Here is a 25,938-nt window from a genome sequence, read left to right on the forward strand (position 1 = left end):
GCCTCAGGCCGGCGTCTGCTCCTTGCGAGCAGTCGCCGGGGCGGGCTCGGCGGACGGCTCCAGCAGTTCCTGCATGCGCCCGCGCACCTCGGCCATCAGGGCCTCCACGCCGTCCTCGGCAAACTGGGTGGAATCGATCGGTGCGCCGACGTGCACTTCCACCGGCATCCCCAGGTTCAGCTTCAGACCGCCGGCCGGCAGCAGTTTCTGGATGCCACGGATCGCCACCGGGACTATGACCGCATCGGTCTGCTGCGCCAGGCGGAAGCAGCCTTTCTTGAACGGCTGCAGCTTGCCGTCCTTGGAGCGCGTGCCCTCGGGCGCAGCCCACAGCACGATGCCGCTTTCCATCATTTCCCGCGCCCTGGCCAGGTCAGCCAAGGCCTGGTGGCGGTTGTGCCGGTCGATGGAGGGGAACTCCGCCGCCCGCATCGCCGCGCCCCAGATCGGCACCGCAAACAGCTCCTTCTTCGCCAGCATGCGGATCGAGCCGGGCATGGTCACGAAGATCGCCGGGATGTCATAGAAGCTGGAATGAGTGCAGAGGATCATGTAGCGGCGGCCATCGCCGAAGTCCGGCACCTCGCCGTGTCGGCTCAGGCGTGCGCCGGTCAGGCGCAGGAGGCTGCCTGACCAGTCGCGGGTGAAGCCATCGACCTTGCTGCGGCGCAGCCGGCCGACGGCGCCGAGCGCCAGCACACGGACGCTGTAGCCCAGGGTGATCAGGACGGTCGCGAGGCCCACCAGGGCGACGCGCAGCGGGCCGGCCTTGCGCGGCTCCGATTGCAGGTTGAGCATGTTCGCCATTTCCCCACCGACAGTAACTTGTTCGCGATACAAGCCTTATGATGCGCCCAAGCCCCGTCACGACACAGGAATGCGCCCATGACCCACGCCCGCCTGCTCACCCCCGAGCAACTGGCCGCCCGCCTCGATGACCCGAATCTTGTCCTGCTCGACTGCCGCTTCTCCCTCGACGCTCCCGGCTACGGGGCGCGCAGCTATCAGGAAAACCACATTCCCGGCGCCCACTTCGCCGACCTCAACAAGGACCTGTCCGCGCCCGTCGTTCCCGGCGTGACCGGCCGCCACCCGCTGCCCGATCCGCAGCAACTGCTGGAGCGCCTGCGCACCTGGGGCCTGAATGCGGAAAGCGAAGTGGTGCTCTACGACGACGGCCCCGGTGCCTTCGCTGCCCGCGCCTGGTGGCTGCTGCTGTGGCTGGGCAAACGGGAGGGTGTCTACCTGCTCGACGGCGGCCTCGGCGCCTGGCGCGCCGCCGGCCAGCGCCTGACCACCGCGGAGACGCCCGTACGCCCCGGCGATTTTCAGGGCAAGCCGGACAACAGCCTGCTGATCGACGCCGACACCCTCGGAAAGCGCCTGGGAGAGTCCGACCTGCCGCTGGTGGATGCCCGCGGCCTGCCGCGCTTCCGTGGCGAGGTCGAACCCATCGACCCGGTCGCCGGCCACATCCCCGGCGCCCAGTGCGCGGCCTTCACCGATAACCTAGGGAGCGACGGCCGCTTCCTGCGCCCGGAACATCTGCACCAGCGCTTCGCCAGCCTGCTGCGCGGCCGCCCGGCGCAAGACCTGGTGGCCTACTGCGGCTCCGGCGTCACCGCCTGCCACAACCTGTTCGCCATGAGCCTGGCCGGCTATCCCGTGGGGCGCCTGTACGCTGGCTCCTGGAGCGAATGGATCACCGATGCGAAACGTCCGGTGGCCAAGGGCGACTGATCGCCCGCCGCACCGGCAAAAACGGAAGGCACGCCACACCGGGCGCGTGTCTTCCGATGGATAGGTAACCGGGCATACGTCAGACTCGTGCCCATTTTTCAAAGGAGTGAACCCATGCCCACCCGCCTTCGTCACACTCTGCTCGCCAGCGCGCTGCTGTGCCTGTGGGTTGCCACGCCGCTCCAGGCCGCCACGCTGGAAGCCACACCCTGCGCCATTACCGACCAATGGTCCGACCTCTACGGCGACGAGTTGGTGGCCGCGGCCAACGCCGGCCACGCTACCGCCCAGTACAGCCTCGGCCTGGAGTACGACGCCGGCAGCGACGAGTTCGAGCAGAACTACGAACAGGCCGCGTACTGGTACCAGAAGGCAGCCGAACAGGGACACGCCTGCGCTCAGTACAACCTGGGCAACGCCTACGACAGCGGCGACGGTGTGGAGCAGAGCGCCGAGAAGGCCGTGTTCTGGTACCAGAAGGCGGTCGCTCAGGATGACAAGGACGCCGAATACAACCTGGCGATCATGTACGAGAACGGCACCGGGGTGACCCGCAGCTACAAGAAGGCCTTTGCGCTTTACAAACGTTCCGCGGAGCAGGGCGACGTGGATGCGCAGTTCGCCGTGGCCGAGGGTTATGCCAAGGGCCGCGGGGTAGCGAAGAACCCCGCCCAGGCCCGCCTCTGGTACCAGCGCGCCGCCGACCAGGGGCATGAAGAAGCCGAGGAAAAACTCGAGGCAATGCCCGAGTTGCCGGCGAGCATCTAATTTCCGGACGGAATATGGATTATTCCTGCGCCATCAAAACAATTTAAAAACAGGCCTTTACAGCACAATTATCGCACTACACTTCAAATCGAGCGGCTAAGTCCGCTTCCGGCGGGGCCAGGAAAATCACTAGAAGCTGCCAAGTCGCCCCGCCCCGCCGGTCACCGAGGACGAGGATGTCATGGGAATTGCCGCCAACGACCTGTGCCACTACGTAATCCGGCCTACCCTGCTCTATCTGGGACGGCATAGTGTCGCGGCGGAAGCACTGCTGCTGGGGGCAGCAGCCTGTCAATCGGCGCTGGGGAGTGCGCTGGGCGACAGCCATGGCCATGGGCTGTACCGCATCGGTGAAAGCCGTCACCAGACCCTCTGGGACTGCTATCTGGCCTGCGACCCGGAGTTGGCCAGCCGGGTTCGCGGGCTGGCCAGTCAGCACGCTTTCCTCGACGCCCCCCACCTGGAACTCACGGTGAACCTGCGCTACAGCACCGCCATCGCCTGGATGATGGTCGAGGCCGAACGCATCCCCCTGCCCCATGCCGACGATCCCCTGGGCCTGGCCCGGGTCTGGCGTCGGGTTTTCCATCCCCACGGACGCCTGCACGATTTCGTCGACGCCTGGCACAGCTACGTCGGAAATCTCAGCCAGGTAGCCTGAGCGGAGCGAGAAGTCCCAAACTGACCGATTGGTCATATATTTTTCATCAACAGCGACGAACGGCAAGCATGCCGATAGAACGCTTGTTTGAGCGCTGAAGCCCAAACTAGAGCGCTTTACGGACACTACCCAAGACCTGGGAATCTTGATAGCTTGCGCGCCGGTATACACAGGAGTTGCTCTTACAATGAAAACAACATGGCTCAAAACCACGCTCGCACTGACCATTAGCGCCGCCTCTGCCCAGGCTCTGGCCAACGGCATCGCAATCAACGAGCAAAGCGCCAGTGGCGCCGGTACCGCTTATGCCGGTCGCGCCTCCTCCGCACTCGACGCCAGCACCATCTACGGCAACCCGGCCGGCATTTCCAAGCTCAAGCGCACCGAAATCAGTGGCGGTCTCGCCATCGTCGATGCCAAGGACGACATCAGCCAGGCCCACAGCGCTGCCACCGGCACCAACAAGGGTGACTCCGTTCCGCTGGCGGCCGTACCCTTCGGCTACATTGCCACCCCGCTGGACGACAAGGTCAGCGTCGGCCTGGGCATCTACGTCCCCTACGGCATCATCAACGACTACGAAGGCAGCTTCCAGGGCCGTTACCACGGTTCCTACAGCAAGGTCCAGGTGATCACCGTCCAGCCGACCATCAGCTACAAGTTCAACGACATGGTGTCCGTCGGCTTCGGTCCGACCTTCAACCGTATCGACGGCAAGCTGGAGAACAACCTGGCCACCAAGGGCCTGCTTGGCGCCAAGGATGACACCGAGATCAGTATCAAGGGCGACGACACCGCCGCTGGCTTTAACGTCGGCGTGCTGTTCACCCCGACCGAGATGACCTCCCTGGGCGCGACCTACCACTCCAAGGTCAAGTACGAGCTCGAAGGTCACACCACCGTATCCGGCTCCCCCATGGGCCTGTTCGACAGGCGTATGGATGCCAGCCTGGACATCACCCTGCCCGAGTCCGTGGACCTGTCGATCACCCAGAAGCTGGACGACCGCTGGACCGTCTACGGTGGCACCACCTGGACGCGCTGGAGCCGTCTGCAATCCATCGAGGTGCAGAACGAGAACCCGCCGCTGCCGAACTTCGCCACCATCGGCGAAGACCTGAGCTGGCATGACACCTGGTCGGCCGCCATCGGTACGTCCTACCAGTACAACGACCAGTGGGTGCTGCGTACCGGTTTCGCCTACGACCCGTCGCCGACCACCAACGACCACCGCAACGTGCGTATCCCGGTGGGCGATCGCAAGATCTTCACCCTGGGTGCCGGTTACTCGCCGAACGCCGACATGACCTTCGACTTCGCCTACGCCTACCTGTGGGAATCCACCGCCGGCGTGAACCAGCAAAACGGCGAGAGCCTGGCTGGCGTGGAACTGCAGCCTGCCTACAGCGCCAAGTACGACAACAGCGCCCACGGCCTGACCGCACAGATGACCTATCGCTTCTGATAGCGTCACCGACGTGGCATGAAAAAGCCGGGCATCTGCCCGGCTTTTTCATGCCCGCGGCTTCTGTCATGCCGCCTGGTCAGGCTCCGCGTGCTCGCGGCAGATCAGCTCGCCTTCGCGCGTTTCCAGCCGCTCCCTGGTCAACCCGCAGAGCGCGCCGTCGTCCAGCCTCTGGTGGAAACGACAGGTGCGACACAGGCCGAAGCCGGGCACGTCCTCCTGGCGCTGGATGGTCGTCAGCAGTTCGCGCAGCAGCGAGACCAGCAGTTCGCTCCGTTCGCCCAAGGCGTCTTCCGCGCGACTCAGGAAAGCCGGTGGCACCAGCGCCCCGATCAGCTCCCGCCCCGCATCCGTCAGCTCCAGATGCACGCTGCGACGGTCCTGCGCATCCGGGCGCTTGCAGATCAGCCCCTTGGCCTCCAGCGCCTTGAGTGACTGCGACACCGTGCCCTTGGTCAACCCAAGGAAATCCGTGACCGCCAAAGGCGTATTCGAATAGCGGTTGCAGCGCGCCAGGTAGTTCAGCGCGCTCAGCTGGATCGGCTGCAACTCGGCCATCAGCGGCTGCTCGCGGGCCCAGGCGCGCATCAGGCTGGCGATGCGTTCGAGGTAGTCGTACAGGGTCGTATCGGTCATGGGCTGATCCCTCCGATAGATAGTATCGATCAAAAACCAGTTTGACAGAAGGTCATTTTCAACTGCAGACTGAAACGGTATCGATTCGATACTTAATCAATCAGGAGAAGGAACATGAGCAAAGCCGTTTACTACCATGCCGGCTGCCCCGTCTGCGTCGAAGCCGAACGCACGCTGCTGCCATTGCTGAACCGGGAAGTTGAAGTGGTGCACCTGGGCGAGCAGTTGCCGCGCATTGCCGAAGCCGAGGCCGCCGGGGTCAAGTCCGTGCCCGCCCTGGTGGTCGATGGCCAGGTGCTGCACCTGAACTTCGGTGCCGCCATCGCCGACCTGAAGTAAAGGCATGCCCAACGACATGGATGCCTACCGGCCGCTGCACTGCGATCTCCATGATTACCTGGAGATCGCCTGCCTGCACCGCTATTGGCTACGCATCGAACTGCGCGACGGCCTGGTTTTCGACGCCCAGGCCTTCACCACGCATACGCAGCGTACGACGGCAGGCGAGGTGGAAGAGTATCTGGAAGTGCGGGTGGACGATGCCAGCCGGGAGCTCCGGCTGGATCGCCTGCACGCCATCACGCCGCTGGCGGCGGAGGCGCGCTTCGCCAGGGTGGTCTTGAGCCCGGCCTGAAGTCCGGCCGGACGACCTCACCACATGAGGTCGTCGGGCACCACGTAATCCTTGTACGGATCGTCCTCGTCCGGCTCGCCACTGGGCTCGTTGAGCAGCACGATGCGACGCTCGTCGCGCTCCTGGATGCGCAGCGCGGCATCACGGGGGACGATTTCGTAGCGGCCGTCATAGCTGACGATGGCCAGACTGCCACGACTGAGCTTGTCACGGATCAGGTCATTGACCGCAATGCGCTTGACCTTCTTCGCGTCGACGAAATTGTAGTAGTCCTCGGTATCCAGCTTCGGAAGACGGGTGCTTTCGATCAGTTGCTTGATCTGGGCAGTTCTGGCTTTTTTGTCAGCCTTTTCCTGCTGCTGGCGATTCAGCTCGGCATCACGGGCCTGCTTCTCGGCTTGCGCCTGCAGGGCGGCCTGACGCTGGCTGTCATCCTTCTCCACCTGGCCCTTATGCTCCAGGCGTTGCTGCTTCTGCTTCTGCTTGCCGGCCTGCTTGGCCTGCTTCTCGCTGACCAGCCCGGCTTTCATCAGCTGGTCACGTAACGACATGCTCATTCGATAAGACTCTCGACAGTCCTTGATTGACGCGGGACAGATTTCCTGGTGGCACAACGGCCCGCGCTCGCGCCCACAGGGGGTATAATCCTCGGGCCTGTGCGTGCGCTGCGCAAGTGCCCAGCTCGATTTCACTCATTCAGGGCCCATATGATCAAGCTCATCGTTCTCGCGATCCTTGCCATATTCCTCATCGCCATCCTCTACGTGCATCTGCGCGGCAAGGTGCGACTGCCCCTCCTGCGCCAGGTCGTGAACCACTCCGCCTGGTTCGCCCCGTACAACTCGCTGATGTACCTGAACTCCAGCGTACCGTCCAAGCCCTACCTGGACCGCGAGCGCTTCCCCGAGCTCGACAAGCTGCGCGACAACTGGCAAATGATCCGCGAAGAAGCCGAGAAGCTCTTCGACGAGGGCTACATCCGCGACGCCCTGAACAATAACGAAGCCGGCTTCGGCTCCTTCTTCAAGAAGGGCTGGACCCGCTTCTACCTGACCTGGTACGACGGCCCCCTGCCCTCCGCCCAACAGCTCTGCCCGAAGACCGTGGAGCTGGTAAGCAGCATCCCCAACGTCAAGGGCGCAATGTTCACCCGCCTGCCGCCGCGCAGCCACCTGAACAAGCACCGCGATCCGTACGCAGGCTCCTTGCGCTATCACCTTGGCCTGGCCACGCCGAACTCCGAGGCGTGCCGCATCTTCGTCGACGGCCAGCCCTACGCCTGGCGCGACGGTCAGGACGTGATGTTCGACGAAACCTTCGTGCACTGGGTGAAGAACGAGACCGACGAGTCCCGCCTGATCCTCTTCTGCGATATCGAGCGCCCGCTCAAGTCGTCGCTGCTGACCCGCATCAACCGCCGCGTCAGCGCCTTCCTCGGTCGCGCGACCGCGCCGCAGAACGTCGACGGCGAGCGCGTCGGTGGCATCAACCAGGCCTATTCGGTGCTGATCCACCTGGGCGATGCCGCGGGCAGCAAGGTGAAAGTATTCAAGCGCCGCTATCCGAAGGCCTACCGCATCGGCCGGCCGGTGCTGGCGGTGATCCTGCTGGTGTGGCTGCTGCGCTGGCTGTTCGGCTGAGATACCTGTAGGAGCGAGCTTGCTCGCGAACAGAGTTTCCGGCAGCGCCGGCATCAAGCGGTTCGCGAGCAAGGACTGGGCGTCCCCCTCGGTCCTACGAAGAACAAAAAAGCCCCGCGATTGCGGGGCTTTTTCATGGCCGGGAGAATTTATCCACAGCTGAGCGGGTTCTTCTCGTCGCGCTTGGCAGCACCCCAGAGTTCGTCCATTTCTTCCAGGCTGCTGTCTTCGAGGCTACGCCCCTGGTCACGCAAGGCCGTCTCGATGTAGCGGAAACGCCGCTCGAACTTGGCGTTGGCCGCACGCAGGGCGGTTTCCGGGTCGACCTTGAGCTTGCGCGCCAGGTTGACCACCACGAACAACAGGTCGCCCACCTCTTCTGCCTGGGCCTCGGTGTCGCCGCCGGCCATGGCTTCGAGCACCTCGTCCAGCTCCTCGCGGACCTTGTCCACCACCGGCAGGGCGTCAGCCCAGTCGAAGCCGACCTGGGAAGCACGCTTCTGCAGCTTGTTGGCGCGGCTCAGCGCCGGCAGGGCGTGAGGCACGTCGTCCAGCAGGGACAGCTGCACCGGCTCGGCGGCCTTGGCGGCGCGCTCCTCGGCCTTGAGCTCTTCCCAGCGCTGCTTGACTGCGGCTTCCTCAAGCTTTGCCTTGTCCGGCTTGCCGTAGAGATCGCCGTCGGGGAACACGTGGGGGTGGCGACGGATCAGCTTTGTGGTGATGCCATCGACCACCGCGTCGAATTCGAAGCGCCCCTCCTCCCGAGCCAGCTGTGCGTAGTAGACGACCTGGAACAGCAGGTCGCCCAGTTCCTCGCGCAGGTGATCGAAGTCGCCGCGCTCGATGGCGTCGGCAACTTCGTAGGCTTCTTCGAGGGTGTAGGGAACGATGGTCGCGTAGCTCTGCTTCAGGTCCCACGGGCAACCGTGCTGCGGGTCGCGCAGACGGGCCATCAGGTGCAGCAGGTCGTCGAGCTTATACATCCTTGCCACCCGCGCGGTCGCGGCGCGCCTCGATGATGTTGGGCAGCTGGGAGACCCGCGCCAGCAGGCGGCCCAGTGCGTCAAGACCCGGAATCTCGATGGTCAGGCGCATGACCGCGGTGTTGTCTTCCTTGTCCGAGCGGGTGTTGACCGCCAGGACGTTGATGCGCTCGTTGAGCAGCACCTGGGAGACGTCGCGCAGCAGGCCTGAGCGATCGTAGGCGCGGATGACGATATCCACCGGATAGGTGCTGACCGGCACCGGTCCCCAGCTGACCTGGATGATCCGCTCCGGCTCGCGGCCAGTCAGTTGCAGCGCGGTGGCGCAGTCCTGGCGGTGGATGGTGACGCCGCGGCCGAGGGTGATATAGCCGACGATCGGGTCGCCCGGCAGCGGCTGGCAGCAGCCGGCCATCTGCGTGAGCAGATTGCCGACGCCCTGGATCTGGATGTCGCCGCGCTTGCCATGGCCGATCTTGCTCGGCTTGCGCGGGATGAGTTCGAGTTGCTCGGTGCCGCGCTCGGGCTCCACCAGCTGCTGCGCATAGCTGACCACGTGGGCCAGGCGCAGGTCGCCGGCGCCCAGGGCGGCGAAGAGGTCTTCGCCGGTCTTGTAGTTGGCCTTCTCGGCGAGCTTCTCGAAGTCCACCGGCGGCAGCGCCAGACGGCCCAGCTCGCGTTCGAGCATGGCCTTGCCGGCGGCGACGTTCTGGTCGCGCGCCTGCAGCTTGAACCAATGGACGATCTTCGCCCGCGCCCGCGAGGTGGTGACGTAGCCCAGGTTCTGGTTCAGCCAGTCACGGCTCGGCCCGCTCTGCTTGCCGGTGATGATTTCCACCTGCTCGCCGGTCTGCAGGCTGTAGTTCAGCGGCACGATGCGGCCGTTGATCTTGGCGCCACGGCAGTTGTGGCCGACCTCGGTGTGCACGCGGTAGGCGAAGTCCAGCGGGGTCGCGCCCTTGGGCAGGTCGATGGCATGGCCGTCGGGAGTGAAGACGTAGACCCGGTCGGGCTCGATATCCACCCGCAGCTGTTCGGCCAGTCCGCCGATGTCGCCCAGTTCCTCGTGCCACTCCAGCACCTGGCGCAGCCAGGAAATCTTCTCTTCGTAGTGGTTGGAGCTGGCCTTGACGTCGGTGCCCTTGTAGCGCCAGTGCGCGCACACGCCCAGCTCGGCTTCCTCGTGCATGGCGTGGGTGCGGATCTGCACTTCCAGCACCTTGCCCTCGGGACCGATCACCGCGGTGTGCAGCGAGCGGTAGCCGTTTTCCTTGGGGTTGGCGATGTAGTCGTCGAATTCCTTGGGGATGTGCCGCCAGAGGGTGTGCACGATGCCCAGCGCGGTGTAGCAGTCGCGCATTTCCGGCACCAGCACGCGCACGGCGCGCACGTCGTAGATCTGGCTGAAGTCCAGGCCCTTGCGCTGCATCTTCCGCCAGATGGAATAGATGTGCTTGGCGCGGCCGGAGAGGTCGGCCTTGATGCCGGTAGCGGCCAGGGCGTCCTTGAGCTGCTGCATCACGGTGGCGATGTACTGCTCGCGGTCCAGCCGGCGCTCGTGCAGCAGCTTGGCGATCTGCTTGTACTGGTCGGGTTCCAGGTAGCGGAAGGACAGGTCCTCCAGCTCCCACTTGATGTGGCCGATCCCCAGGCGGTGAGCCAGCGGCGCGTAGATGTCGAACACCTCGCGGGCGACGCGCATGCGCTTTTCATCGTCGCCGTTCTTCACCGCGCGGATGGCGCAGGTGCGCTCGGCCAGCTTGATCAACGCGACGCGTACGTCGTCGACCATCGCCACCAGCATCTTGCGCAGGTTCTCGATCTGCGCCTGGGTGCCGAGCACCAGCGACTGCCGGGGATTGAGGCTGGTGCTGATCGCAGCCATGCGCAGCACGCCTTCGATCAGCTTGGCGACCACCGAGCCGAAGCGCTGCTGGACCTCTTCCAGCTTGACCTTGCCCTCGCGTACGCCACGGTAGATCACCGCGGCGACCAGGGATTCCTGGTCGAGCTTGAGGTCCGCCAGGATCTCGGCGATCTCCAGGCCCGTCTGGAAGCTGGAGGTGCCGTCCGCCCAGGAGTTGTCCGCCTTGCTGGTTGCCTTGTTTTCGACCTCGCGGGCGAATTCGCAGGCGTCCAGCAGGACCTTGCGATCCAGTAGCGGGACCAGGGTCTGGACATGGTCCAGCCAGGCCTCGAGGTTGATGCTGCCGTCAGTGTTGACCGGCTGGTGCGCTCTCACCTGTACCATCGTGTCTACCCTTCCCCACGGTGCCCCACGGTGCACCGCTCACAGCGCCGGCCTTTCTTCTTGCCTGGGCCGGTCGGATTGCGCGAGCCGTCCTAGCTCGCCTCGAACAAAGCCATCGCCTCCACATGCGCCGTCTGCGGGAACATGTCGAGGATGCCGGCGCGCTTCAGCCGATAGCCCTGTCGGGCCAGTTCGCCTGCATCGCGCGCCAGGGTCGCCGGGTTGCAGGACACATAAAGTACCCGCTCGGCGCCCAATGAACGCATTTCCCGTGCCGCCTCGAAGGCTCCGTCGCGCGGAGGGTCGAGCAGCACAGCGGTGAAATCCTCCGCCGCCCAGGGGGCGCCGGCAAGCGGTTTCGAAAGGTCCGCCTGGTGGAACCGGGTATTGGCAAGGCCATTGGTCCGGGCATTGGCCGCGGCGCGTTCGACCATCGCCTGCACGCCTTCCACTCCAACCACTTCGCGCACCTGGCGCGCCAGCGGCAGGGCGAAGTTTCCCAGGCCGCAGAACAGGTCCAGCACGCGCTCGTCGGCCGTGGGCTTGAGCCAGTCCAATGCCTGGACGACCATCGCCTCGTTGACCGGCGCGTTCACTTGCACGAAGTCGCCGGGACGGTAGGCCAGGGTCAGGTTCCAGGTATCGAGCCGGAAGCCGAGGTCGGCGTTCCCGGCATGCGGCGTCAGTTCTCCGTCGCCCTGCAACCACAATTGCACATCGCGTGCCGAACAGAATTCCAGCAGTCGTGCCAGGTCGCCATCGGACAAAGGTTCGATATGCCGCAGCAGCAGTGCGCTGGCAGTGCCCTGGAACAGCTCGACGTGGCCGAGGGCCTGCGGTTTGGCAAAGCCGCGCAGCAGCTCCGGCAACTCGCGGGCCAGCGATTGCAGTTCGGGCACCAGCACCAGGCAGTCGTCGAACGCGACGATGGCCTGGCTGGCGGCGGCGCGGAAACCGACTTCCAGACGCTTGGCCTTGACGTCCCAGCGTACGGCGAGGCGAGCACGGCGGCGGTAGCCGAATTCCGGCCCCACCAGCGGCGCGGCCCACTCCTGCGGAGTCAGGCCGGCGAAGCGCTCCAATTGCTCGGCGAGGGTGCGCTGCTTGAGCGCCAGCTGGTCGGCATGAGGCAGATGCTGCAGGCTGCAGCCACCGCAAGTGCCGGCGACCGGACAGGGTGGATTGCGACGATTATCGGCGGCCGTGAACACGCGCTCGCAGCGCGCCTCCACCACCTTGCTGCGCGCGGCAAGCACGCGGGCTTCCACCGCCTCGCCCGGCAACGCGCCGGCAACGAACCAGGTATGGCCATCCTGATGGGCAATGCCGCGGCCGTCATGGGCCAGGCGCTCGATGTTCAGGCGCTGCTTCTTGCCCACCGGTACCGCGGGGCCCCGCGCTCCGCCGCTGGGCTGGAAACGCAGGCCGGATCTCTGCTTGGCCATGTCAGTGGGGATCGAACACGCCCGAGGACAGATAACGGTCGCCACGGTCGCAGATGATCGCCACCAGGGTCGCGTTTTCCAGTTCGCGCGACAGGCGCAGCATGGCCGCCACCGCACCGCCGGACGACACGCCGCAGAAGATGCCCTCTTCACGGGCCAGGCGGCGCATCACGTCTTCGGCTTCGCTCTGCTGCATGTCGACGACGCGATCGACACGGGTCGAGTCGAAGATCTTCGGCAGGTACTCCTGGGGCCAGCGGCGGATGCCGGGAATGGCCGAGCCTTCCATCGGCTGCAGGCCGACAATCTGCACGTCCGGGTTCTGCTCCTTGAGGTAGCGCGATACCCCCATGATGGTGCCGGTGGTGCCCATGGAGCTGATGAAATGGGTGATCTCACCACCGGTCTGCTGCCAGATTTCCGGGCCGGTGGAGTTGTAGTGAGCAATCGGGTTGTCGCCATTGGCGAACTGGTCGAGGACCTTGCCCTGACCTTCGCGCGCCATCTGGTCGGCCAGGTCGCGGGCGCCTTCCATGCCCTGCTCCTTGGTCACCAGGATCAGCTCGGCGCCGTAGGCGGTCATGGCGGCCTTGCGTTCGGCGGTGGAGTTGTCCGGCATGATCAGGATCATGCGGTAGCCCTTGATCGCCGCCGCCATCGCCAGGGCGATGCCGGTGTTGCCGGAGGTGGCTTCGATCAGCGTGTCGCCGGGCTTGATGTCGCCGCGCAGCTCGGCACGGGTGATCATCGACAGCGCCGGGCGATCCTTCACCGAACCCGCGGGGTTGTTGCCCTCGAGCTTCACCAGCAGAGTGTTGGAAGTATTCCCAGGCAGGCGTTGCAGGCGCACCAGCGGGGTATTGCCGACGCAATCGGCGATAGTCGGATACTGCACGGTCATGGAGGCACTCGGATCTGAAACCAGGCCACCTATGATAACGGCAAACCGCGGCGCGCCATACGAAGTTTCCTAACAAGCCGTGTGCAATTGCTCAGAGGCCGCTTGCGGCGGGCAATCGCAGATGCACGCGCAGCCCCGCCGAACCGCAATCCGCCCAGAGTTCGCCGCCCTGCATGCGCACCGAACTGCGGGCGATGCTCAGGCCCAGTCCAAAGCCCTCCTCGCTGCGCGCAGCGGACAGACGGGTGAAGGGCTGGAAGATGCGTTCGAGATCGGCCTCGGGAACGCCGGGGCCGTCATCCTCCAGTACGAGGTGCCAGAACGCGCCCTCCCGGCAACCACCCAGGCGAATGCGGCCATCGCCGGGCGAGTGACGGATGGCGTTGCGCAGCAGGTTTTCCAGCGCCCGCGCCAGGCCGTTGAGGTGGCCGCGCACGCGACACCCGGGCGGCACCTGATAAAGGAAGCGCTCCGGTGCCCAGCCCGCTTCGAAGCGGGCGTCGTCCACCAGCAATTCCCAAAGCGACAGGAGGTCGATGTCCTCCCGCTCCAGGTGCGGTCGCTCGGTATCCAGCCAGGCCAACTCCAGGGTATCGGCGACCAGGCGCTGCATCACCTCCACCTCGCGTTCGAGCCGCTGACGCAGCGCCGCCTCGCTGATCCGACTGTCGCCCGCCACCCGCAGGCGACTGAGTGGGGTACGCAGTTCGTGGGACAGGTCGCGCAGCAACTGGCGCTGGAAGCCCACATGGCTACGCAGGCGTTCCGCCATGTGGTCCAGGGCCCGGCCCAACTCGCCCAGCTCGTCACGTCGGGCGCTGAGCTCGGGGCCGGCCACCGAGCCCAGGTCGTCGGCCCGCAGGGCATTGGCGTGCTCGCGCAGGCGCGCCAGCGGGCGTACCAGGTAACGGTAGAGCAAGGCGCACAGCAACAGCGCCAGCACGATCGGCATCAGGCCGTGGGTCAGCGACTGGTGAATGAGGGTGAAACCGCTGGGCAGGTAGCGCGCCGGAAGCTGCAGCACCAGGCGGCCAGCAGTCGGGTCGCCGGGGAACGGGATGCCGATGTAGGGCAGTTGAACAGAGCGTGAACTCACCGGCCACTCCACGCCGCGCTGGAAAGTCAGGTGCGAGACTTCCTCCAGGCTCAACGGAACGCTGCCCAGGGCCTGCAACCGGGCATCGACCACCGTCATCCAGCCCGCCTCGCGCTGGCGCATCCCTTCCAACCAGGCGTCGATCCCAGCCGTCCCGCCGGAGCGCCAGGCCTGCTCCGCCTCGCGAGCGTAACCGCCCAGAACCTCCCGAGCCTCGGCGGACAGGTAGTAGCTGTGCCGCTCGACCTGCTTGCCCCACGACCAGGACAGCCAGATCAGCAGCAAGCAGAAGGCCACCAGCGCGACCGCCAACCGCCAGAACAGCGAGTGACGTCCAGGTACGTCAGCCATCGCCATCGCGGAGCACGTAGCCCTTGCCCCACACCGTCTGCAACTGGTGACGCAGATAGCCGATGGCCTGCAGCTTGCGACGCAGGTGGCTGACATGCATGTCCAGGGCGCGGTCATGGGGGGTGAAGGCGCGGTGCAGGACATGCTGGTAAAGGAAGGCCTTGCTGAGTATCTCGCCCGGACTGGCGAGGAAGGTCTCCAGCAGACGGAACTCGGTCGCGGTGAGCCCGGCCCAGTTGCCTTCCAGGCTGGCGTCGGCCTTTTCGCCGTCCAGTTGCAGACCATCGCTGCCGCCCACCGGCACCTGCAACCCGCGCTCCAGCGCCACCCGGCGCAGCACCGCATCGACCCGCACGCTCAATTCGACCAGGCTGAAGGGCTTTGGCAGGTAGTCGTCGGCGCCCTGGGAGAAGCCGGCAATGCGGTCCTGCTCGGCGCCCAGGGCGGACATCAGGATCACCGGCACCGAACGCTCGCGCCGCAGCCGGCGCAGGATGTCCAGGCCATCGATGCCCGGCAGCAGGATATCCATCAGCACCAGGTCGTAATCGCCACCGCACGCCTCGGCAAGGCCCGCGTCGCCATCCTGGCACCAGGTGACCGCGAAACCGCGTTCGCTCAGGTGGGAAGACAGGTGGGCGCCCAGGGTTGGATCGTCCTCGATGGTCAGCAGGCGCAGACCCGAGGAGGAAAATGCGTTCATATTGAATAAGAGTGATTAGCAATTGCGGCCAGTATTCCCGATTCGGCGCAATCTCGGCAAGGCGAAGGCCCCTGCCGCAGGTCTGAACCGCTACACTGCCGGGGAAAACCGCACCGGAGGAATCGCGTGTTCAAGGATCTCGGCATCAAGGGACGTGTCCTGCTGCTCACCCTGCTGCCCACTAGCCTGTTGGCGCTGGTATTGGGTGGCTATTTCACCTGGGTGCAGTTGTCGGATATGCGCGCTCAACTGATCGAGCGCGGGCAACTGATCGCCGAGCAACTGGCGCCACTGTCCGCTCCGGCGCTGGCGCAGAACAATACCGAGCTGCTGTTGCGCATCGCCACCGAAGCGCTGGACCAGCCGGACGTGCGTGCCGTCACCTTCCTCAATCCCGAGCGGGAACGCCTGGTCCACGCCGGCCCCAGCATCCTCACCCCCATGCCCAGCGGCGACAGTTCGCGCCTGAGCATGACCAGCAACCTCGATACCACCCACTTCCTCCTCCCGGTACTGGGCCGGCACCGCAACCTTTCGGGCGACCCGGACAGCGACGGCGCCAAGCTGCTCGGCTGGGTAGAGCTGGAGCTGTCGCACCACGGCACCCTGCTGCGCGGCTACCGCAGCCTGTTCACCAGCCTGCTGCTGATCATCACCGGCCTGGTGGTCACCGCCCTGCTCGCCCTGCGCATGAGCCGCGCGATCAACGCGCCGCTGGCGCAGATCGCCCAGGGCGTCGCGCAGCTCAAGGAGGGCCGTCTGGAAACCCGCCTGCCGGCACTGGGCAGCCACGAACTGGACGAGCTCGCTGGCGGCATCAACCGCATGGCCGAGGCCCTGCAGAGCGCCCAGGAAGAGATGCTGCACAACATCGACCAGGCCACCGAGGACGTGCGGCAGAACCTGGAAACCATCGAGATCCAGAACATCGAACTGGACCTGGCGCGCAAGGAGGCCCTGGAGGCGAGCCGGATCAAGTCCGAGTTCCTCGCCAACATGAGCCACGAGATCCGCACCCCGCTCAACGGCATCCTCGGCTTCACCAACCTCCTGCAGAAGAGCGAGCTGACCTCGCGCCAGCAGGACTACCTTGGCACCATCCACAAGTCCGCCGAAAGCCTGCTGGGGATCATCAACGAGATCCTCGACTTCTCGAAGATCGAGGCCGGCAAGCTGGTGCTGGAAAACATCCCTTTCAACCTGCGCGAGCTGATCCAGGACACCCTGACCATCCTCGCCCCCGCCGCCCACGAAAAGCAGCTGGAGCTGGTCAGCCTGATCTACCGCGACACCCCGCTGCAGCTGGTGGGCGATCCGCAGCGCCTGAAGCAGGTGCTGACCAACCTGGTGAGCAACGCCATCAAGTTCACCCACGAAGGCAGCATCGCCGTGCGCGCCATGCTCGAAGACGAGAGCGACGACCGCGCGCAGCTGCGCATCAGCGTGCAGGACACCGGCGTCGGCCTCACCGACGCGGACCTGCGGGCGTTGTTCCAGGCCTTCAGCCAGGCCGACAACTCGCTGTCGCGCCAGGCTGGCGGCACCGGGCTGGGGCTGGTCATCTCCAAGCGCCTGATCGAACAGATGGGCGGCGAGATCGGCGTCGACAGCAGCTCTGGCGAGGGCTCCGAATTCTGGATCAGCCTCAACCTGCCCAAGGCCCGCGACGACGGCGACGACCTGCTGCCGGCCCTGGCCGGCGGGCAGCGCGTGGCGCTCTACGAACCCCATGAGCTGACCCGCACCGCACTGCACCACCAGCTGGAAGACTGCGGCCTGGAGGTCAACGAATTTCCCGATCTCGCGTCGCTGGAGCGGGCGCTGGCGGTCGATCCCCAGGGCCAGCCGCCGATCGGTCTGGCGCTGCTCGGCGTGACCTCCGCCACCCACCCGCCGGAGCTGCTGCGGCAGTCCATCCGTGAGCTCGAACAGCACGGCTGCAAGAGCCTGGTACTCTGCCCGACCATCGAGCAGGCGCACTACAACGCAGTGCTGCCCGAATCCCAGGTGCAGAGCAAGCCGGCCTGCACCCGCAAGCTGCAGCAGGCGCTGAACGAACTGCTGCACCTGCGTCCGAGCCGCAAGGAAAAGAGCGCCAACGGCATGCTGGAGCGCGCACCGCATCTGCTCTGCGTCGACGACAATCCGGCCAACCTGCTGCTGGTGAAGACCCTGCTGAGCGACATGGGCGCCCAGGTAGTCGCCGTCGACAGCGGCCAGGCCGCCGTGGACGCAGTGCAGCGCGAGCGCTTCGACCTGGTGTTCATGGACGTGCAGATGCCCGGCATGGACGGACGCCAGGCCACCGACGCGATTCGCCGATGGGAAGCCGAGCGCGAAGTCAGTCCGGTGCCGATCATCGCCCTCACCGCCCACGCCCTGGCCAACGAGAAGCGTGCCCTGCTGCAAGGCGGCATGGACGACTACCTGACCAAGCCCATCGACGAGCGCCAGTTGACCCAGGTGCTGCTGAAATGGACCGGGATGCGCCTGGGCGCGCCGCGCACGGAACCGCACAGCAGCGAATCCGGACTGAGCGCACTGAGCGTGCTGGACCCCGCCGAAGGCCTGCGCCTGGCTGCCGGCAAGGCGGAACTGGCCGCCGACATGCTCGGCATGCTGCTCGCCTCACTGTCCGCCGACCGCCAGGTGATCCGCCAGGCCCGCGAGCGCAACGACCGCAACACCCTGCTCGAACGCATCCATCGCCTGCACGGCGCCACCCGCTACTGCGGCGTGCCCATGCTGCGCGCCGCCTGCCAGCGGGCGGAGACGCTGCTCAAGCAGAACGACCCGGACGCCCCCGCGGCCCTGAACGAGCTCGACAAGGCCATGGCCGAACTGGCCAAGGCCACGGAAAACCGCGAAGCCGAAACCGCAGCCAACGCGGCGCTCCCGCAAGACACGCCCTGAGACAGCAAGACCATGCGCATCATCCTGTTCAGCAACCAGCCCTACGACCACGACAGCTTCCTTGCGGCCAACCACAGCCACGGCTTCGACCTGCATTTCCAGCAGGCGCAACTGCGCCTGGACACCGTGGCCCTGGCCAGCGGCTTCGAGGTGGTCTGCCCCTTCGTCAATGACGATCTGTCGCGCCCGGTGCTGGAACAGTTGGCCGCCGGCGGAACCCGCCTGATCGCCCTGCGCTCGGCCGGCTACAACCATGTCGACCTCAAGACCGCCCATGCCCTGGGGCTTTCCGTGGTGCGGGTTCCGGCCTATTCGCCGTATGCCGTGGCGGAACATGCCGTGGGATTAGTCCTGGCGCTCTGCCGGCAGCTTCACCGCGCCTACAACCGCACCCGCGACGGCGATTTCTCGCTGCACGGACTGACCGGCTTCGACCTGCATGGGCGCACGGTCGGTCTCATCGGCAGCGGCCAGATCGGCGAAGTCTTCGCCCGCATCATGAGCGGCTTCGGCTGCCATATCCTGGCCTACGACCCTTACCCCAACCGCGCCATCGAGGCCCTGGGCGGCCGCTTCGTCGAGCTGGACGACCTGCTCGCCCAGTCCGACATCCTCAGCCTGCATTGCCCGCTCAACGATGCCACCCGGCACCTGATCAACCCGCGCAGCCTGCAACGGATGAAGCGCGGCGCCATGCTGATCAATACCGGGCGCGGCGCGCTGGTGGACACCCCGGCGCTGATCGAGGCGCTGAAAAGCGGCCAGCTCGGCTACCTCGGCCTGGACGTCTATGAAGAAGAAGCCGACATCTTCTTCGCCGACCGTTCCGACCAGCCGCTGCAGGACGACGTGCTGGCGCGCCTGCTGACCTTCCCGAACGTCATCATCACCGCCCACCAGGGGTTCCTGACCCGCGAGGCGCTGGCCGCCATCGCCGAAACCACGCTGGACAACATCGGCGCCTGGCAGGCCGGCACGCCGGTCAATCTGGTTGAAGCTTGATCGGTTGGCGCTCGCATCCGAGCGCTACGCCGCCTAGAATGCCGCGCTTTCCCGGAGGACCCATGGCCCAGCACGATTTCCGCTACACCCTGCTCAACCCGCAATTCACCCTCAACGAGTGCCGTGCGCTGACTCCGGGCCGCTACCAGGTCACCGGCATCGGCGGCTCGATCCAGGCTGGCGACATCCTGCTGGTCAGCCTCAAGGGCAGCAAGAGCCTGAGCATGACGCTGGACGTGGAAAAGGTCCGCCATCTGATCAACCCGCCGGGACAGTGGATGGCCGTGGCCAAGGGGCCGGTGTTCCGGGAACTGGCCATCCACGAATGGACGGTCAACTGTGACGGTTGCGCGGCTACACTGAAGTTCGAATTCGCCGTCGACGCTACCCTCGGCAAGGCCGCCCAGCAGCCTGCCGCCGAAGCGCGCATCGGCGAGCTGGGTTGGGCGAAGGCCGGCACCCGCCACCTCTGCCCGGATTGCCAGAGCAAGGAGATTGCATGAAGACCCTGTTCGCCGGCGCCTGCATGGCGCTGGCCGTAGCCGGTTGCGCCAGCAAGCCGGTCCCTGAAGCCGACCAGACCTACCGCATCGAGTGGATCGGCGAGCGTCCGCTGATCGACTACAGCCACGTCACCCTGACCCTCGATGGCAGCGGCCGCGCCTATGGCAGCGCCGGCTGCAACCACTGGTTCGCCAGCTACACGCTGGACGACGACAAGCTGACCTTCGGCAAGCCCGGTTCCACCCGCAAGATGTGCGCCGAGGCGCTGATGGAACAGGAACAGCAGTTCCTCAAGATGCTCGGCGAAATCCAGCGCTGGGACATCACCGAAGAAGGCGAACTGCGCCTGTGGCCGGCTTCGGGCCGCGCCATGCGCATGTGGCCGGAAGGCTGATCCTCGATTCCTGAAATCTCAGAACAGGCTGAGCTGCTCGTGCGCCCCTCGCAGGTCGACCAGGCGCACCCCCACGCCGATCAGCCGCACCGCCTTGTTGCCGCGCTGGAACGCCTGCCCCAGCAACAGCCGATAGCTGTCCAGGTCCCGCGCCGCACCGGCCTGTTCCAGGGTGGTCTGGGTGAAGTCGTGGAACTTCAGCTTGATGAAGGGCTTGCCCGGCCGGTAGCTGGCATCCAGGCGCGTCATGCGCCGCTCCAGCTCGCCCAGCAGTGACGGCAGTTCCTCCTGGCAGGCGGCCAGGTCGGGCAGGTCCTGGTCAAAAGTGTTCTCCACGCTGATCGACTGGCGCCGGCTGTCCACCTGCACCGGGCGCTCATCGATCCCCCGCGACAGCCCCCAGAGCCGCTCACCGAAGCTGCCGAACTCCTTGGCCAGCTGGATTCGCGACCAGTCGCGCAGGTCCGCACAGGTACGGATGCCCAGGCGCGCCAACTTCTCCGCGGTGACCTTGCCCACACCGTGCAGTTTCTTCACCGGCAGCTCGGCGACGAAGCCGTCCACCTCGTCCGGCGTCACCACGAACAGGCCGTTGGGCTTGCGCCAGTCGCTGGCAATCTTGGCGATGAACTTGTTCGGCGCTACCCCGGCCGACACCGTGATGTGCAGGGTTTCCCAGACACGCTGGCGAATTTCCTGGGCGATCCGCGTGGCGCTGCCGCCGCAACGCTCGCTGTCGCTGACGTCCAGGTACGCCTCATCCAGCGACAGCGGTTCGATCTGCTCGGTGTAGTCGCGGAAGATCGCGTGGATCTCGCGGGAGGTCTCGCGGTACACGTCCATGCGCGGGCGGACGATGGTCAGGTCGGGGCACAGCTTCACTGCCGTGCGCATCGCCATCGCCGAATGCAGGCCGTAGGCGCGCGCCTCGTAGTTGCAGGTGGCGACCACGCCGCGCTTGTCCGGCGAACCACCCACGGCCAGCGGCTTGCCCACGAGGCTCGGGTCGTCGCGCATTTCGATGGCGGCATAGAAGCAGTCGCAATCGATGTGGATGATCTTTCGTTGCCGCATAGTGCCTGCTAGCCGAACGTGTTTACCGCCTCGATAAAAGACGGCTCTCCATTATACAGGCTTCAAATAAGGTCCAACCCCACCGTTAGCCACGCCTGCAAGAGCGCCTCCCGCAGGCCTCACCTCCACTAACCATATGATTGGAAATGACTTTTTCCTCCTTTCAATTGACACGGCAGTCAACCCGCGTAGAATGGTCACCGCGGGATGGAGCAGTCTGGTAGCTCGTCGGGCTCATAACCCGAAGGTCGTAGGTTCAAATCCTGCTCCCGCAACCAGACACCGTGAAAAGGCCACTCTTCGGAGTGGCCTTTTTCGTTTGTACGTGATTTAAATTATTGATCGAAGGCGAAATATCGATTGACAAGAGCTTTCATCTGCGTAGAATGGCCGCCGCGGGATGGAGCAGTCTGGTAGCTCGTCGGGCTCATAACCCGAAGGTCGTAGGTTCAAATCCTGCTCCCGCAACCAGACACCGTGAAAAGGCCACTCTTCGGAGTGGCCTTTTTCGTTTGCGCGCGATTTAAATCTTTGATCGAAAACGGAAATATCGATTGACACAAGCCTTCATCTGCGTAGAATGGCCGCCGCGGGATGGAGCAGTCTGGTAGCTCGTCGGGCTCATAACCCGAAGGTCGTAGGTTCAAATCCTGCTCCCGCAACCAGACATCAAGAAGAAAGCCACTCTTAGGAGTGGCTTTTTTCGTTGTGCCAGAGAAACTGCTTCAGCAAATCCTCGCTCCCAGGAAGAAATCCTCCCGAGAGACTTGGGAAATCGCGCCACTGCCCCTACTCTGTCGCGCAAAATCGATGAGGTGCCCGATGAGCGCCAACCCTGCCCCACCAGATAGCCCCGCAGTCGGCGAACGGCCGCAGCAACACGGGCTTCTGCACTGGATCAATGCCAATCGCCAGCCGATCGGTCTGGGCGTCACGTTGCTGCTGTTCAGCCTCGCGCTGATCGCCTGCTACCACCTGCTGCGCGACATCGATGCCTACTCCCTGCACGACGCCATTCTCGACGTCCCCACCGCCTCCCTGGCCGGCGCCTTCGCCGCCACCGTCGCCGGCTTCATCACCCTGCTGGGCTACGAATGGTCGGCCACCCGCTTCGCCGGGGTGAAGCTCTCCCCTTCGGCGCTGCTCACCGGCGGCTTCTCGGCCTTCGCCATCGGTAATGCCGTCGGGCTGTCGATGCTTTCCGGCGGGTCGGTGCGTTATCGCCTGTATGCCCGCCAGGGTCTGGGTGCTGGCGAAGTCGCGCGGATGACCCTGTTCGCCAGCCTCTCCCTCGGCTGCGCTCTGCCGGTACTGGCCGCGCTGGCCGCCCTGAGCGACTTGTCCGATGCTTCACTGGCCCTGCACCTGCCGAGTTGGCTGGTCGCGGTGCTCGCCCTGGGCATCATCGCCTTCTGCATCCTGCTGGTGGTTGGCATCGAACGTCGCCGCCTGCCGGAACAACCCTCGCCCGACAGCCATCTGGTGCGCATCGGCCGCCGCACCGTGCGCCTGCCCGGCCTGCGCCTGACGCTGCTGCAGCTGCTGATCACCGCGCTCGACGTAGCCGCTGCCGCCACCGTGCTCTACCTGCTGCTGCCGGAAGCCCCGCCCTTCGGCGCCTTCCTGCTGGTCTACCTGATCGCCCTGGCGGCCGGCGTGCTCAGCCACGTTCCTGGCGGCGTCGGGGTCTTCGAGGCAGTGCTGCTGGCAGCCTTCGCCGGGCAACTGGGCGCCGCGCCGCTGGCCGCCGCGCTGTTGCTGTACCGCCTGATCTACGTGGTACTGCCGCTGATCGTCGCCTGCCTGCTGCTGCTGTTCCTCGAAGCACGCCGGGTACTGGTGGCCAAGCAGGCGGTACGGATCACCTCCGGTTTCGCCGCGCAGATCCTCTCGCTGCTGGTGTTCATCTCCGGCGTCGTGCTGCTGTTCTCCGGCGCCACGCCTTCCATCGACACCCGTCTGGAGGAAATCGGCTTCCTGGTACCGCACCGCCTCATCGATGCCTCGCACCTGGCCGCCAGCCTGATCGGCGTGCTCTGCCTGCTGCTCGCCTACGGCCTGCGCCGGCGCCTGTCCGCCGCCTGGGCACTGACCCTCGGCCTGCTGGTGGCCGGCGCGGCGCTGTCGCTGCTCAAGGGCTTCGACTGGGAAGAAGCACTGATCCTGAGCTTCACCGCCGCGCTGCTGGTGGTCTTCCGCAGCGCCTTCTACCGTCGCAGCCGTCTGATGGACCTGCCCTTCTCGCCGCTTTACCTGGGCGCGGCCGCCTGCGTCATTGCCGCGTCCATCTGGCTGCTGCTGTTCGCCTACCAGGACGTGCCCTACGATCAGGAGCTCTGGTGGCAGTTCGCCCTGGACGCCGACGCGCCGCGCGGCCTGCGCGCCGCCCTGGGCAGTTGCCTGCTGCTGGCCGCCCTGGCGCTGTACTGGCTGCTGCGCACCGAGCCGCCGGCCATTCTCGAGCCCAGCCGCGAAGAACTGAACATCGCCGCCGGCATCCTCGCCAACTCCTCGCAACCGGATGGCGGCCTGGCGCTGTCCGGCGACAAGGCACTGCTGTTCCACGCCGGCAACGACGCCTTCCTGATGTATGCCCGCCGTGGCCGCAGCCTGGTGGCGCTGTTCGACCCGGTGGGCCCGCCGCAGTCCCGCGCCGAGCTGATCTGGCAATTCCGCGACCTTTGCGACCTGCATCATGCACGCCCGGTGTTCTACCAGGTACGAGCGGAGAACCTGCCGCTGTACATGGACATCGGCCTGACCGCCCTCAAGCTCGGCGAGGAGGCACGGGTCGACCTGCGCCGCTTCGACCTGGAGAACAAGGGCAAGGAAATGAAGGACCTGCGCTACACCTGGAACCGGGGTCAGCGCGACGGCCTGAGCCTGGAGTTCCACGAGGCGGGCCAGGCACCGATGGAGGAACTGCGGGCGATCTCCGACGCCTGGCTGGGCGGCAAGAACGTCCGCGAGAAGGGCTTCTCCCTGGGCCGCTTCACTCCCGAATACCTGAACTACTTCCGCATCGTGGTGATCCGCCACGAGGGCCGCGCCGTGGCCTTCGCCAACCTGCTGGAAACCGGCAGCAAGGACGTGGCGAGCATCGACCTGATGCGCATGGCGCCCGACGCGCCGAAGCTGACCATGGAATTCCTCATGCTCGGCCTGATCCTGCATTACAAGGAAAGCGGGCACACCCGCTTCAGCCTGGGCATGGTGCCGCTCGCCGGCCTGCAGCCGCGCCGTGGCGCGCCGCTGACCCAGCGCCTGGGCGCCCTGGTCTTCCGCCGGGGCGAGCAGTTCTACAATTTCCAGGGGCTGCGCCGCTTCAAGGACAAGTTCCAGCCCGACTGGGAGCCCCGTTATCTCGCCGTGCCCGCCGGACTGGATCCGCTGGTGGCCCTGGCCGATACCGCCGCGCTGATCGCCGGCGGTCTGAGTGGATTGGTGAAACGCTGAAATGTTGAAACGTCGCTGGCGGCACCTGCTCGCCCTGCTCCTCCTGGTCATCATCGCCGCAGGCCTGCTGCTGTGGAGCCGCCCCGCCGCCCAGGCCGTCCTGGAACACCGCCAGTTGGCCGACGGCAGCGCCGTCGGCCTGGCCATCCCCGCCAAGCAACCCACCGCGCGCGTCCTGCTGGCGGTGCAGCCGGACCAGAAACTGGACGACGGCCAACTGCTGGCCCTGGCCCACGACACGGGCGCCCGCGTGGTGCAGTTCGTCTTCCCGGACAAGGACTGCGCCGTCCAACAGGCACGCATCAAGGCTGCCAGCGAGCTGCTGGAGGGCCAGCCGACCCTGGTCGCCGGCATCGGAGAAGGCGGCGCCTATGCCTGGCGCTGGCTCGCCGGGCAAAGTGACGACAAAGCCCATGCCCTGTCGGTCGGCTTCTCCCTGGACAAGCCCGACTGCGCCGCCACGCCGTTGCCGCAGAGCGCCGCCCACGGCCACTGGCTGGCCGCCTGGAACGACAACCCGGATGATCCCAGCGCACGCTTCGCCCGTGGCCTGAAGAATGCCGAGACGGTGATCAGCGATTACGACACGCCGCTGCCCAAGGTCCTTGCCGACCAGCTGCACCACTTGCTGCAAGGCGGCAACGACAACGTGCCGGTGGTGGAAGTCCCCGCCGCCAAGCCGTCGGAAACCGTCACCCTGTTCTACTCCGGCGACGGTGGCTGGCGCGACCTGGACCGCGACGTCGCCGCGCAGATGGCCGAGCTGGGCTACCCGGTGGTGGGTGTCGATGCCCTGCGCTATTTCTGGGAGCACAAGAGCCCCGAGCAGAGCGCCGCCGACCTCGCCGTGCTGATGCAGCACTACCGCCAGAAATGGGGCGCCAAGCACTTCGTGCTGGCCGGCTACTCCTTCGGCGCCGACGTGCTGCCGGCGATCTACAACCGCCTGCCGGCAGACGCCAAGAAGGATGTCAGCGCGGTGATCCTGCTGGCCTTCGCCCGCAGCGGCAGCTTCGAGATCGAAGTGCAGGGCTGGCTGGGCAAGGCCGGCCAGGAAGCCGCCACCGGCCCGGAAATGGCCCGCCTGCCAGGACCCAAGGTGCTGTGTGTGTACGGTATCGAGGAGAAGGACGAGAGCGGCTGCACCCAGCCGCAGTCGGTCGGGGAAAACCTCCAGCTCCCCGGCGGCCACCATTTCGACGAGAACTATCCGGCGCTCGCCAAGCGCCTGGTCGACGCCATCCGCACCCGCCAGGCGGCCGACAACGAAGGCTGATCCTCGTCAAAGGGCCGCGCAAAGCGGCCCTTTCTCCCTGCAGCG

Annotated in this window: 23 protein-coding genes and 3 tRNA genes; 16 read left to right on the forward strand and 10 right to left on the reverse strand. The window is 65.8% G+C overall.

Features of this window, described 5'->3' with window-relative positions; translation table 11 throughout:
• Window positions 1-3 precede the first annotated feature (3 nt).
• Window positions 4-798 (reverse strand): lysophospholipid acyltransferase family protein, encoded by a 795-nt coding sequence (locus ACQ5BL_RS09250; protein ID WP_243808935.1) that lies wholly within the window; start codon window positions 796-798, stop codon window positions 4-6.
• An 87-nt stretch (window positions 799-885) separates the two neighbouring features.
• On the opposite strand from ACQ5BL_RS09250, the gene ACQ5BL_RS09255 reads away from it, so the two are divergent.
• From ACQ5BL_RS09255 to ACQ5BL_RS09270, 4 genes are all read left to right on the forward strand, one after another.
• On the forward strand, window positions 886-1,740 hold the full coding sequence (locus ACQ5BL_RS09255) for a sulfurtransferase (protein ID WP_243808934.1): 855 nt from the start codon (window positions 886-888) through the stop codon (window positions 1,738-1,740).
• Window positions 1,741-1,854: 114 nt separating this feature from the next.
• Window positions 1,855-2,508, forward strand: coding sequence for a tetratricopeptide repeat protein (locus tag ACQ5BL_RS09260; protein WP_243808933.1), 654 nt, complete (start codon window positions 1,855-1,857; stop codon window positions 2,506-2,508).
• Between the two features lie 181 nt (window positions 2,509-2,689).
• A complete protein-coding gene (locus tag ACQ5BL_RS09265) occupies window positions 2,690-3,169 on the forward strand; it encodes a hypothetical protein (RefSeq protein WP_207885371.1) in 480 nt (159 codons plus the stop codon).
• 187 nt (window positions 3,170-3,356) lie between these two features.
• The gene (locus tag ACQ5BL_RS09270) at window positions 3,357-4,634 is read left to right on the forward strand and encodes an outer membrane protein transport protein (protein ID WP_243808932.1); all 1,278 of its coding nucleotides are present in this window, start codon (window positions 3,357-3,359) and stop codon (window positions 4,632-4,634) included.
• A 66-nt stretch (window positions 4,635-4,700) separates the two neighbouring features.
• On the opposite strand, the gene ACQ5BL_RS09275 is transcribed toward ACQ5BL_RS09270, so the two are convergent.
• Entirely contained in the window at window positions 4,701-5,270 is a 570-nt protein-coding gene (locus ACQ5BL_RS09275; protein WP_243808931.1) for a MarR family winged helix-turn-helix transcriptional regulator, read from the reverse strand.
• A gap of 114 nt (window positions 5,271-5,384) precedes the next feature.
• On the opposite strand from ACQ5BL_RS09275, the gene ACQ5BL_RS09280 reads away from it, so the two are divergent.
• Together ACQ5BL_RS09280 and ACQ5BL_RS09285 are read left to right on the forward strand one after the other, a co-directional pair.
• Window positions 5,385-5,609, forward strand: coding sequence for a thioredoxin family protein (locus ACQ5BL_RS09280; RefSeq protein ID WP_243808930.1), 225 nt, complete (start codon window positions 5,385-5,387; stop codon window positions 5,607-5,609).
• Window positions 5,610-5,625: 16 nt separating this feature from the next.
• Window positions 5,626-5,904: a Rho-binding antiterminator gene (locus ACQ5BL_RS09285; protein ID WP_207885491.1), complete on the forward strand. Its 279-nt coding sequence runs from the start codon at window positions 5,626-5,628 to the stop codon at window positions 5,902-5,904.
• A gap of 17 nt (window positions 5,905-5,921) precedes the next feature.
• Here the strand turns inward: ACQ5BL_RS09285 and ACQ5BL_RS09290 are convergent, their stop codons facing one another.
• Window positions 5,922-6,461, reverse strand: a complete 540-nt coding sequence (locus ACQ5BL_RS09290; protein ID WP_243808929.1) for a DUF2058 domain-containing protein — start codon at window positions 6,459-6,461, stop codon at window positions 5,922-5,924.
• Between the two features lie 150 nt (window positions 6,462-6,611).
• Here ACQ5BL_RS09290 and ACQ5BL_RS09295 point away from each other — a divergent pair, with 150 nt between their 5' ends.
• Window positions 6,612-7,544, forward strand: coding sequence for an aspartyl/asparaginyl beta-hydroxylase domain-containing protein (locus ACQ5BL_RS09295; RefSeq protein WP_243808928.1), 933 nt, complete (start codon window positions 6,612-6,614; stop codon window positions 7,542-7,544).
• Between the two features lie 149 nt (window positions 7,545-7,693).
• On the opposite strand, the gene mazG is transcribed toward ACQ5BL_RS09295, so the two are convergent.
• From mazG to ACQ5BL_RS09325, 6 genes are all read right to left on the reverse strand, one after another.
• Entirely contained in the window at window positions 7,694-8,527 is an 834-nt protein-coding gene (gene mazG, locus ACQ5BL_RS09300; protein WP_207885377.1) for a nucleoside triphosphate pyrophosphohydrolase, read from the reverse strand.
• Window positions 8,520-10,778 (reverse strand): GTP diphosphokinase, encoded by a 2,259-nt coding sequence (relA, locus tag ACQ5BL_RS09305; RefSeq protein ID WP_207885378.1) that lies wholly within the window; start codon window positions 10,776-10,778, stop codon window positions 8,520-8,522. Before relA ends, mazG begins: the two co-directional genes overlap by 8 nt.
• Window positions 10,779-10,870: 92 nt before the next feature.
• Window positions 10,871-12,223, reverse strand: a complete 1,353-nt coding sequence (gene rlmD, locus ACQ5BL_RS09310) for a 23S rRNA (uracil(1939)-C(5))-methyltransferase RlmD (RefSeq protein WP_243808927.1) — start codon at window positions 12,221-12,223, stop codon at window positions 10,871-10,873.
• A 1-nt stretch (window position 12,224) separates the two neighbouring features.
• Entirely contained in the window at window positions 12,225-13,124 is a 900-nt protein-coding gene (gene cysM, locus ACQ5BL_RS09315) for a cysteine synthase CysM (protein ID WP_207885380.1), read from the reverse strand.
• Between the two features lie 91 nt (window positions 13,125-13,215).
• Window positions 13,216-14,577, reverse strand: coding sequence for a HAMP domain-containing sensor histidine kinase (locus ACQ5BL_RS09320; RefSeq protein ID WP_430293103.1), 1,362 nt, complete (start codon window positions 14,575-14,577; stop codon window positions 13,216-13,218).
• On the reverse strand, window positions 14,564-15,274 hold the full coding sequence (locus ACQ5BL_RS09325) for a response regulator transcription factor (protein ID WP_243808925.1): 711 nt from the start codon (window positions 15,272-15,274) through the stop codon (window positions 14,564-14,566). The genes ACQ5BL_RS09320 and ACQ5BL_RS09325 overlap by 14 nt, the downstream gene beginning before the upstream one ends.
• 126 nt (window positions 15,275-15,400) lie before the next feature.
• Here ACQ5BL_RS09325 and ACQ5BL_RS09330 point away from each other — a divergent pair, with 126 nt between their 5' ends.
• The 4 genes from ACQ5BL_RS09330 to ACQ5BL_RS09345 all read left to right on the forward strand — a co-directional run bounded on the left by ACQ5BL_RS09330 (window position 15,401) and on the right by ACQ5BL_RS09345 (window position 20,087).
• The gene (locus ACQ5BL_RS09330) at window positions 15,401-18,187 is read left to right on the forward strand and encodes a response regulator (protein ID WP_243808924.1); all 2,787 of its coding nucleotides are present in this window, start codon (window positions 15,401-15,403) and stop codon (window positions 18,185-18,187) included.
• Window positions 18,188-18,199: 12 nt separating this feature from the next.
• A complete protein-coding gene (locus tag ACQ5BL_RS09335) occupies window positions 18,200-19,189 on the forward strand; it encodes a 2-hydroxyacid dehydrogenase (protein ID WP_243808923.1) in 990 nt (329 codons plus the stop codon).
• A 62-nt stretch (window positions 19,190-19,251) separates the two neighbouring features.
• Window positions 19,252-19,692, forward strand: coding sequence for a hypothetical protein (locus tag ACQ5BL_RS09340; protein ID WP_430293104.1), 441 nt, complete (start codon window positions 19,252-19,254; stop codon window positions 19,690-19,692).
• A complete protein-coding gene (locus ACQ5BL_RS09345) occupies window positions 19,689-20,087 on the forward strand; it encodes an META domain-containing protein (protein WP_207885386.1) in 399 nt (132 codons plus the stop codon). The genes ACQ5BL_RS09340 and ACQ5BL_RS09345 overlap by 4 nt, the downstream gene beginning before the upstream one ends.
• Window positions 20,088-20,105: 18 nt before the next feature.
• On the opposite strand, the gene dinB is transcribed toward ACQ5BL_RS09345, so the two are convergent.
• Window positions 20,106-21,161, reverse strand: coding sequence for a DNA polymerase IV (gene dinB, locus ACQ5BL_RS09350; protein WP_243808921.1), 1,056 nt, complete (start codon window positions 21,159-21,161; stop codon window positions 20,106-20,108).
• Between the two features lie 201 nt (window positions 21,162-21,362).
• Here dinB and ACQ5BL_RS09355 point away from each other — a divergent pair.
• The 5 genes from ACQ5BL_RS09355 (at window position 21,363) to ACQ5BL_RS09375 (ending at window position 25,893) form a co-directional block, all read left to right on the forward strand.
• Window positions 21,363-21,439 (forward strand) — tRNA-Met (locus ACQ5BL_RS09355).
• 116 nt (window positions 21,440-21,555) lie between these two features.
• Window positions 21,556-21,632 (forward strand) — tRNA-Met (locus ACQ5BL_RS09360).
• A gap of 117 nt (window positions 21,633-21,749) precedes the next feature.
• A tRNA-Met gene (locus ACQ5BL_RS09365) sits at window positions 21,750-21,826 on the forward strand.
• A gap of 145 nt (window positions 21,827-21,971) precedes the next feature.
• Entirely contained in the window at window positions 21,972-24,617 is a 2,646-nt protein-coding gene (mprF, locus tag ACQ5BL_RS09370) for a bifunctional lysylphosphatidylglycerol flippase/synthetase MprF (RefSeq protein WP_243808784.1), read from the forward strand.
• Window position 24,618: 1 nt separating this feature from the next.
• Window positions 24,619-25,893 carry a virulence factor family protein gene (locus ACQ5BL_RS09375; protein WP_243808783.1) on the forward strand — a complete coding sequence of 425 codons (1,275 nt, stop codon included), beginning with the start codon at window positions 24,619-24,621 and terminating at the stop codon, window positions 25,891-25,893.
• Window positions 25,894-25,938 lie beyond the last annotated feature (45 nt).

Source organism: Pseudomonas sp. B1-22 (genome assembly GCF_050474425.1).
GTDB lineage: Bacteria > Pseudomonadota > Gammaproteobacteria > Pseudomonadales > Pseudomonadaceae > Pseudomonas.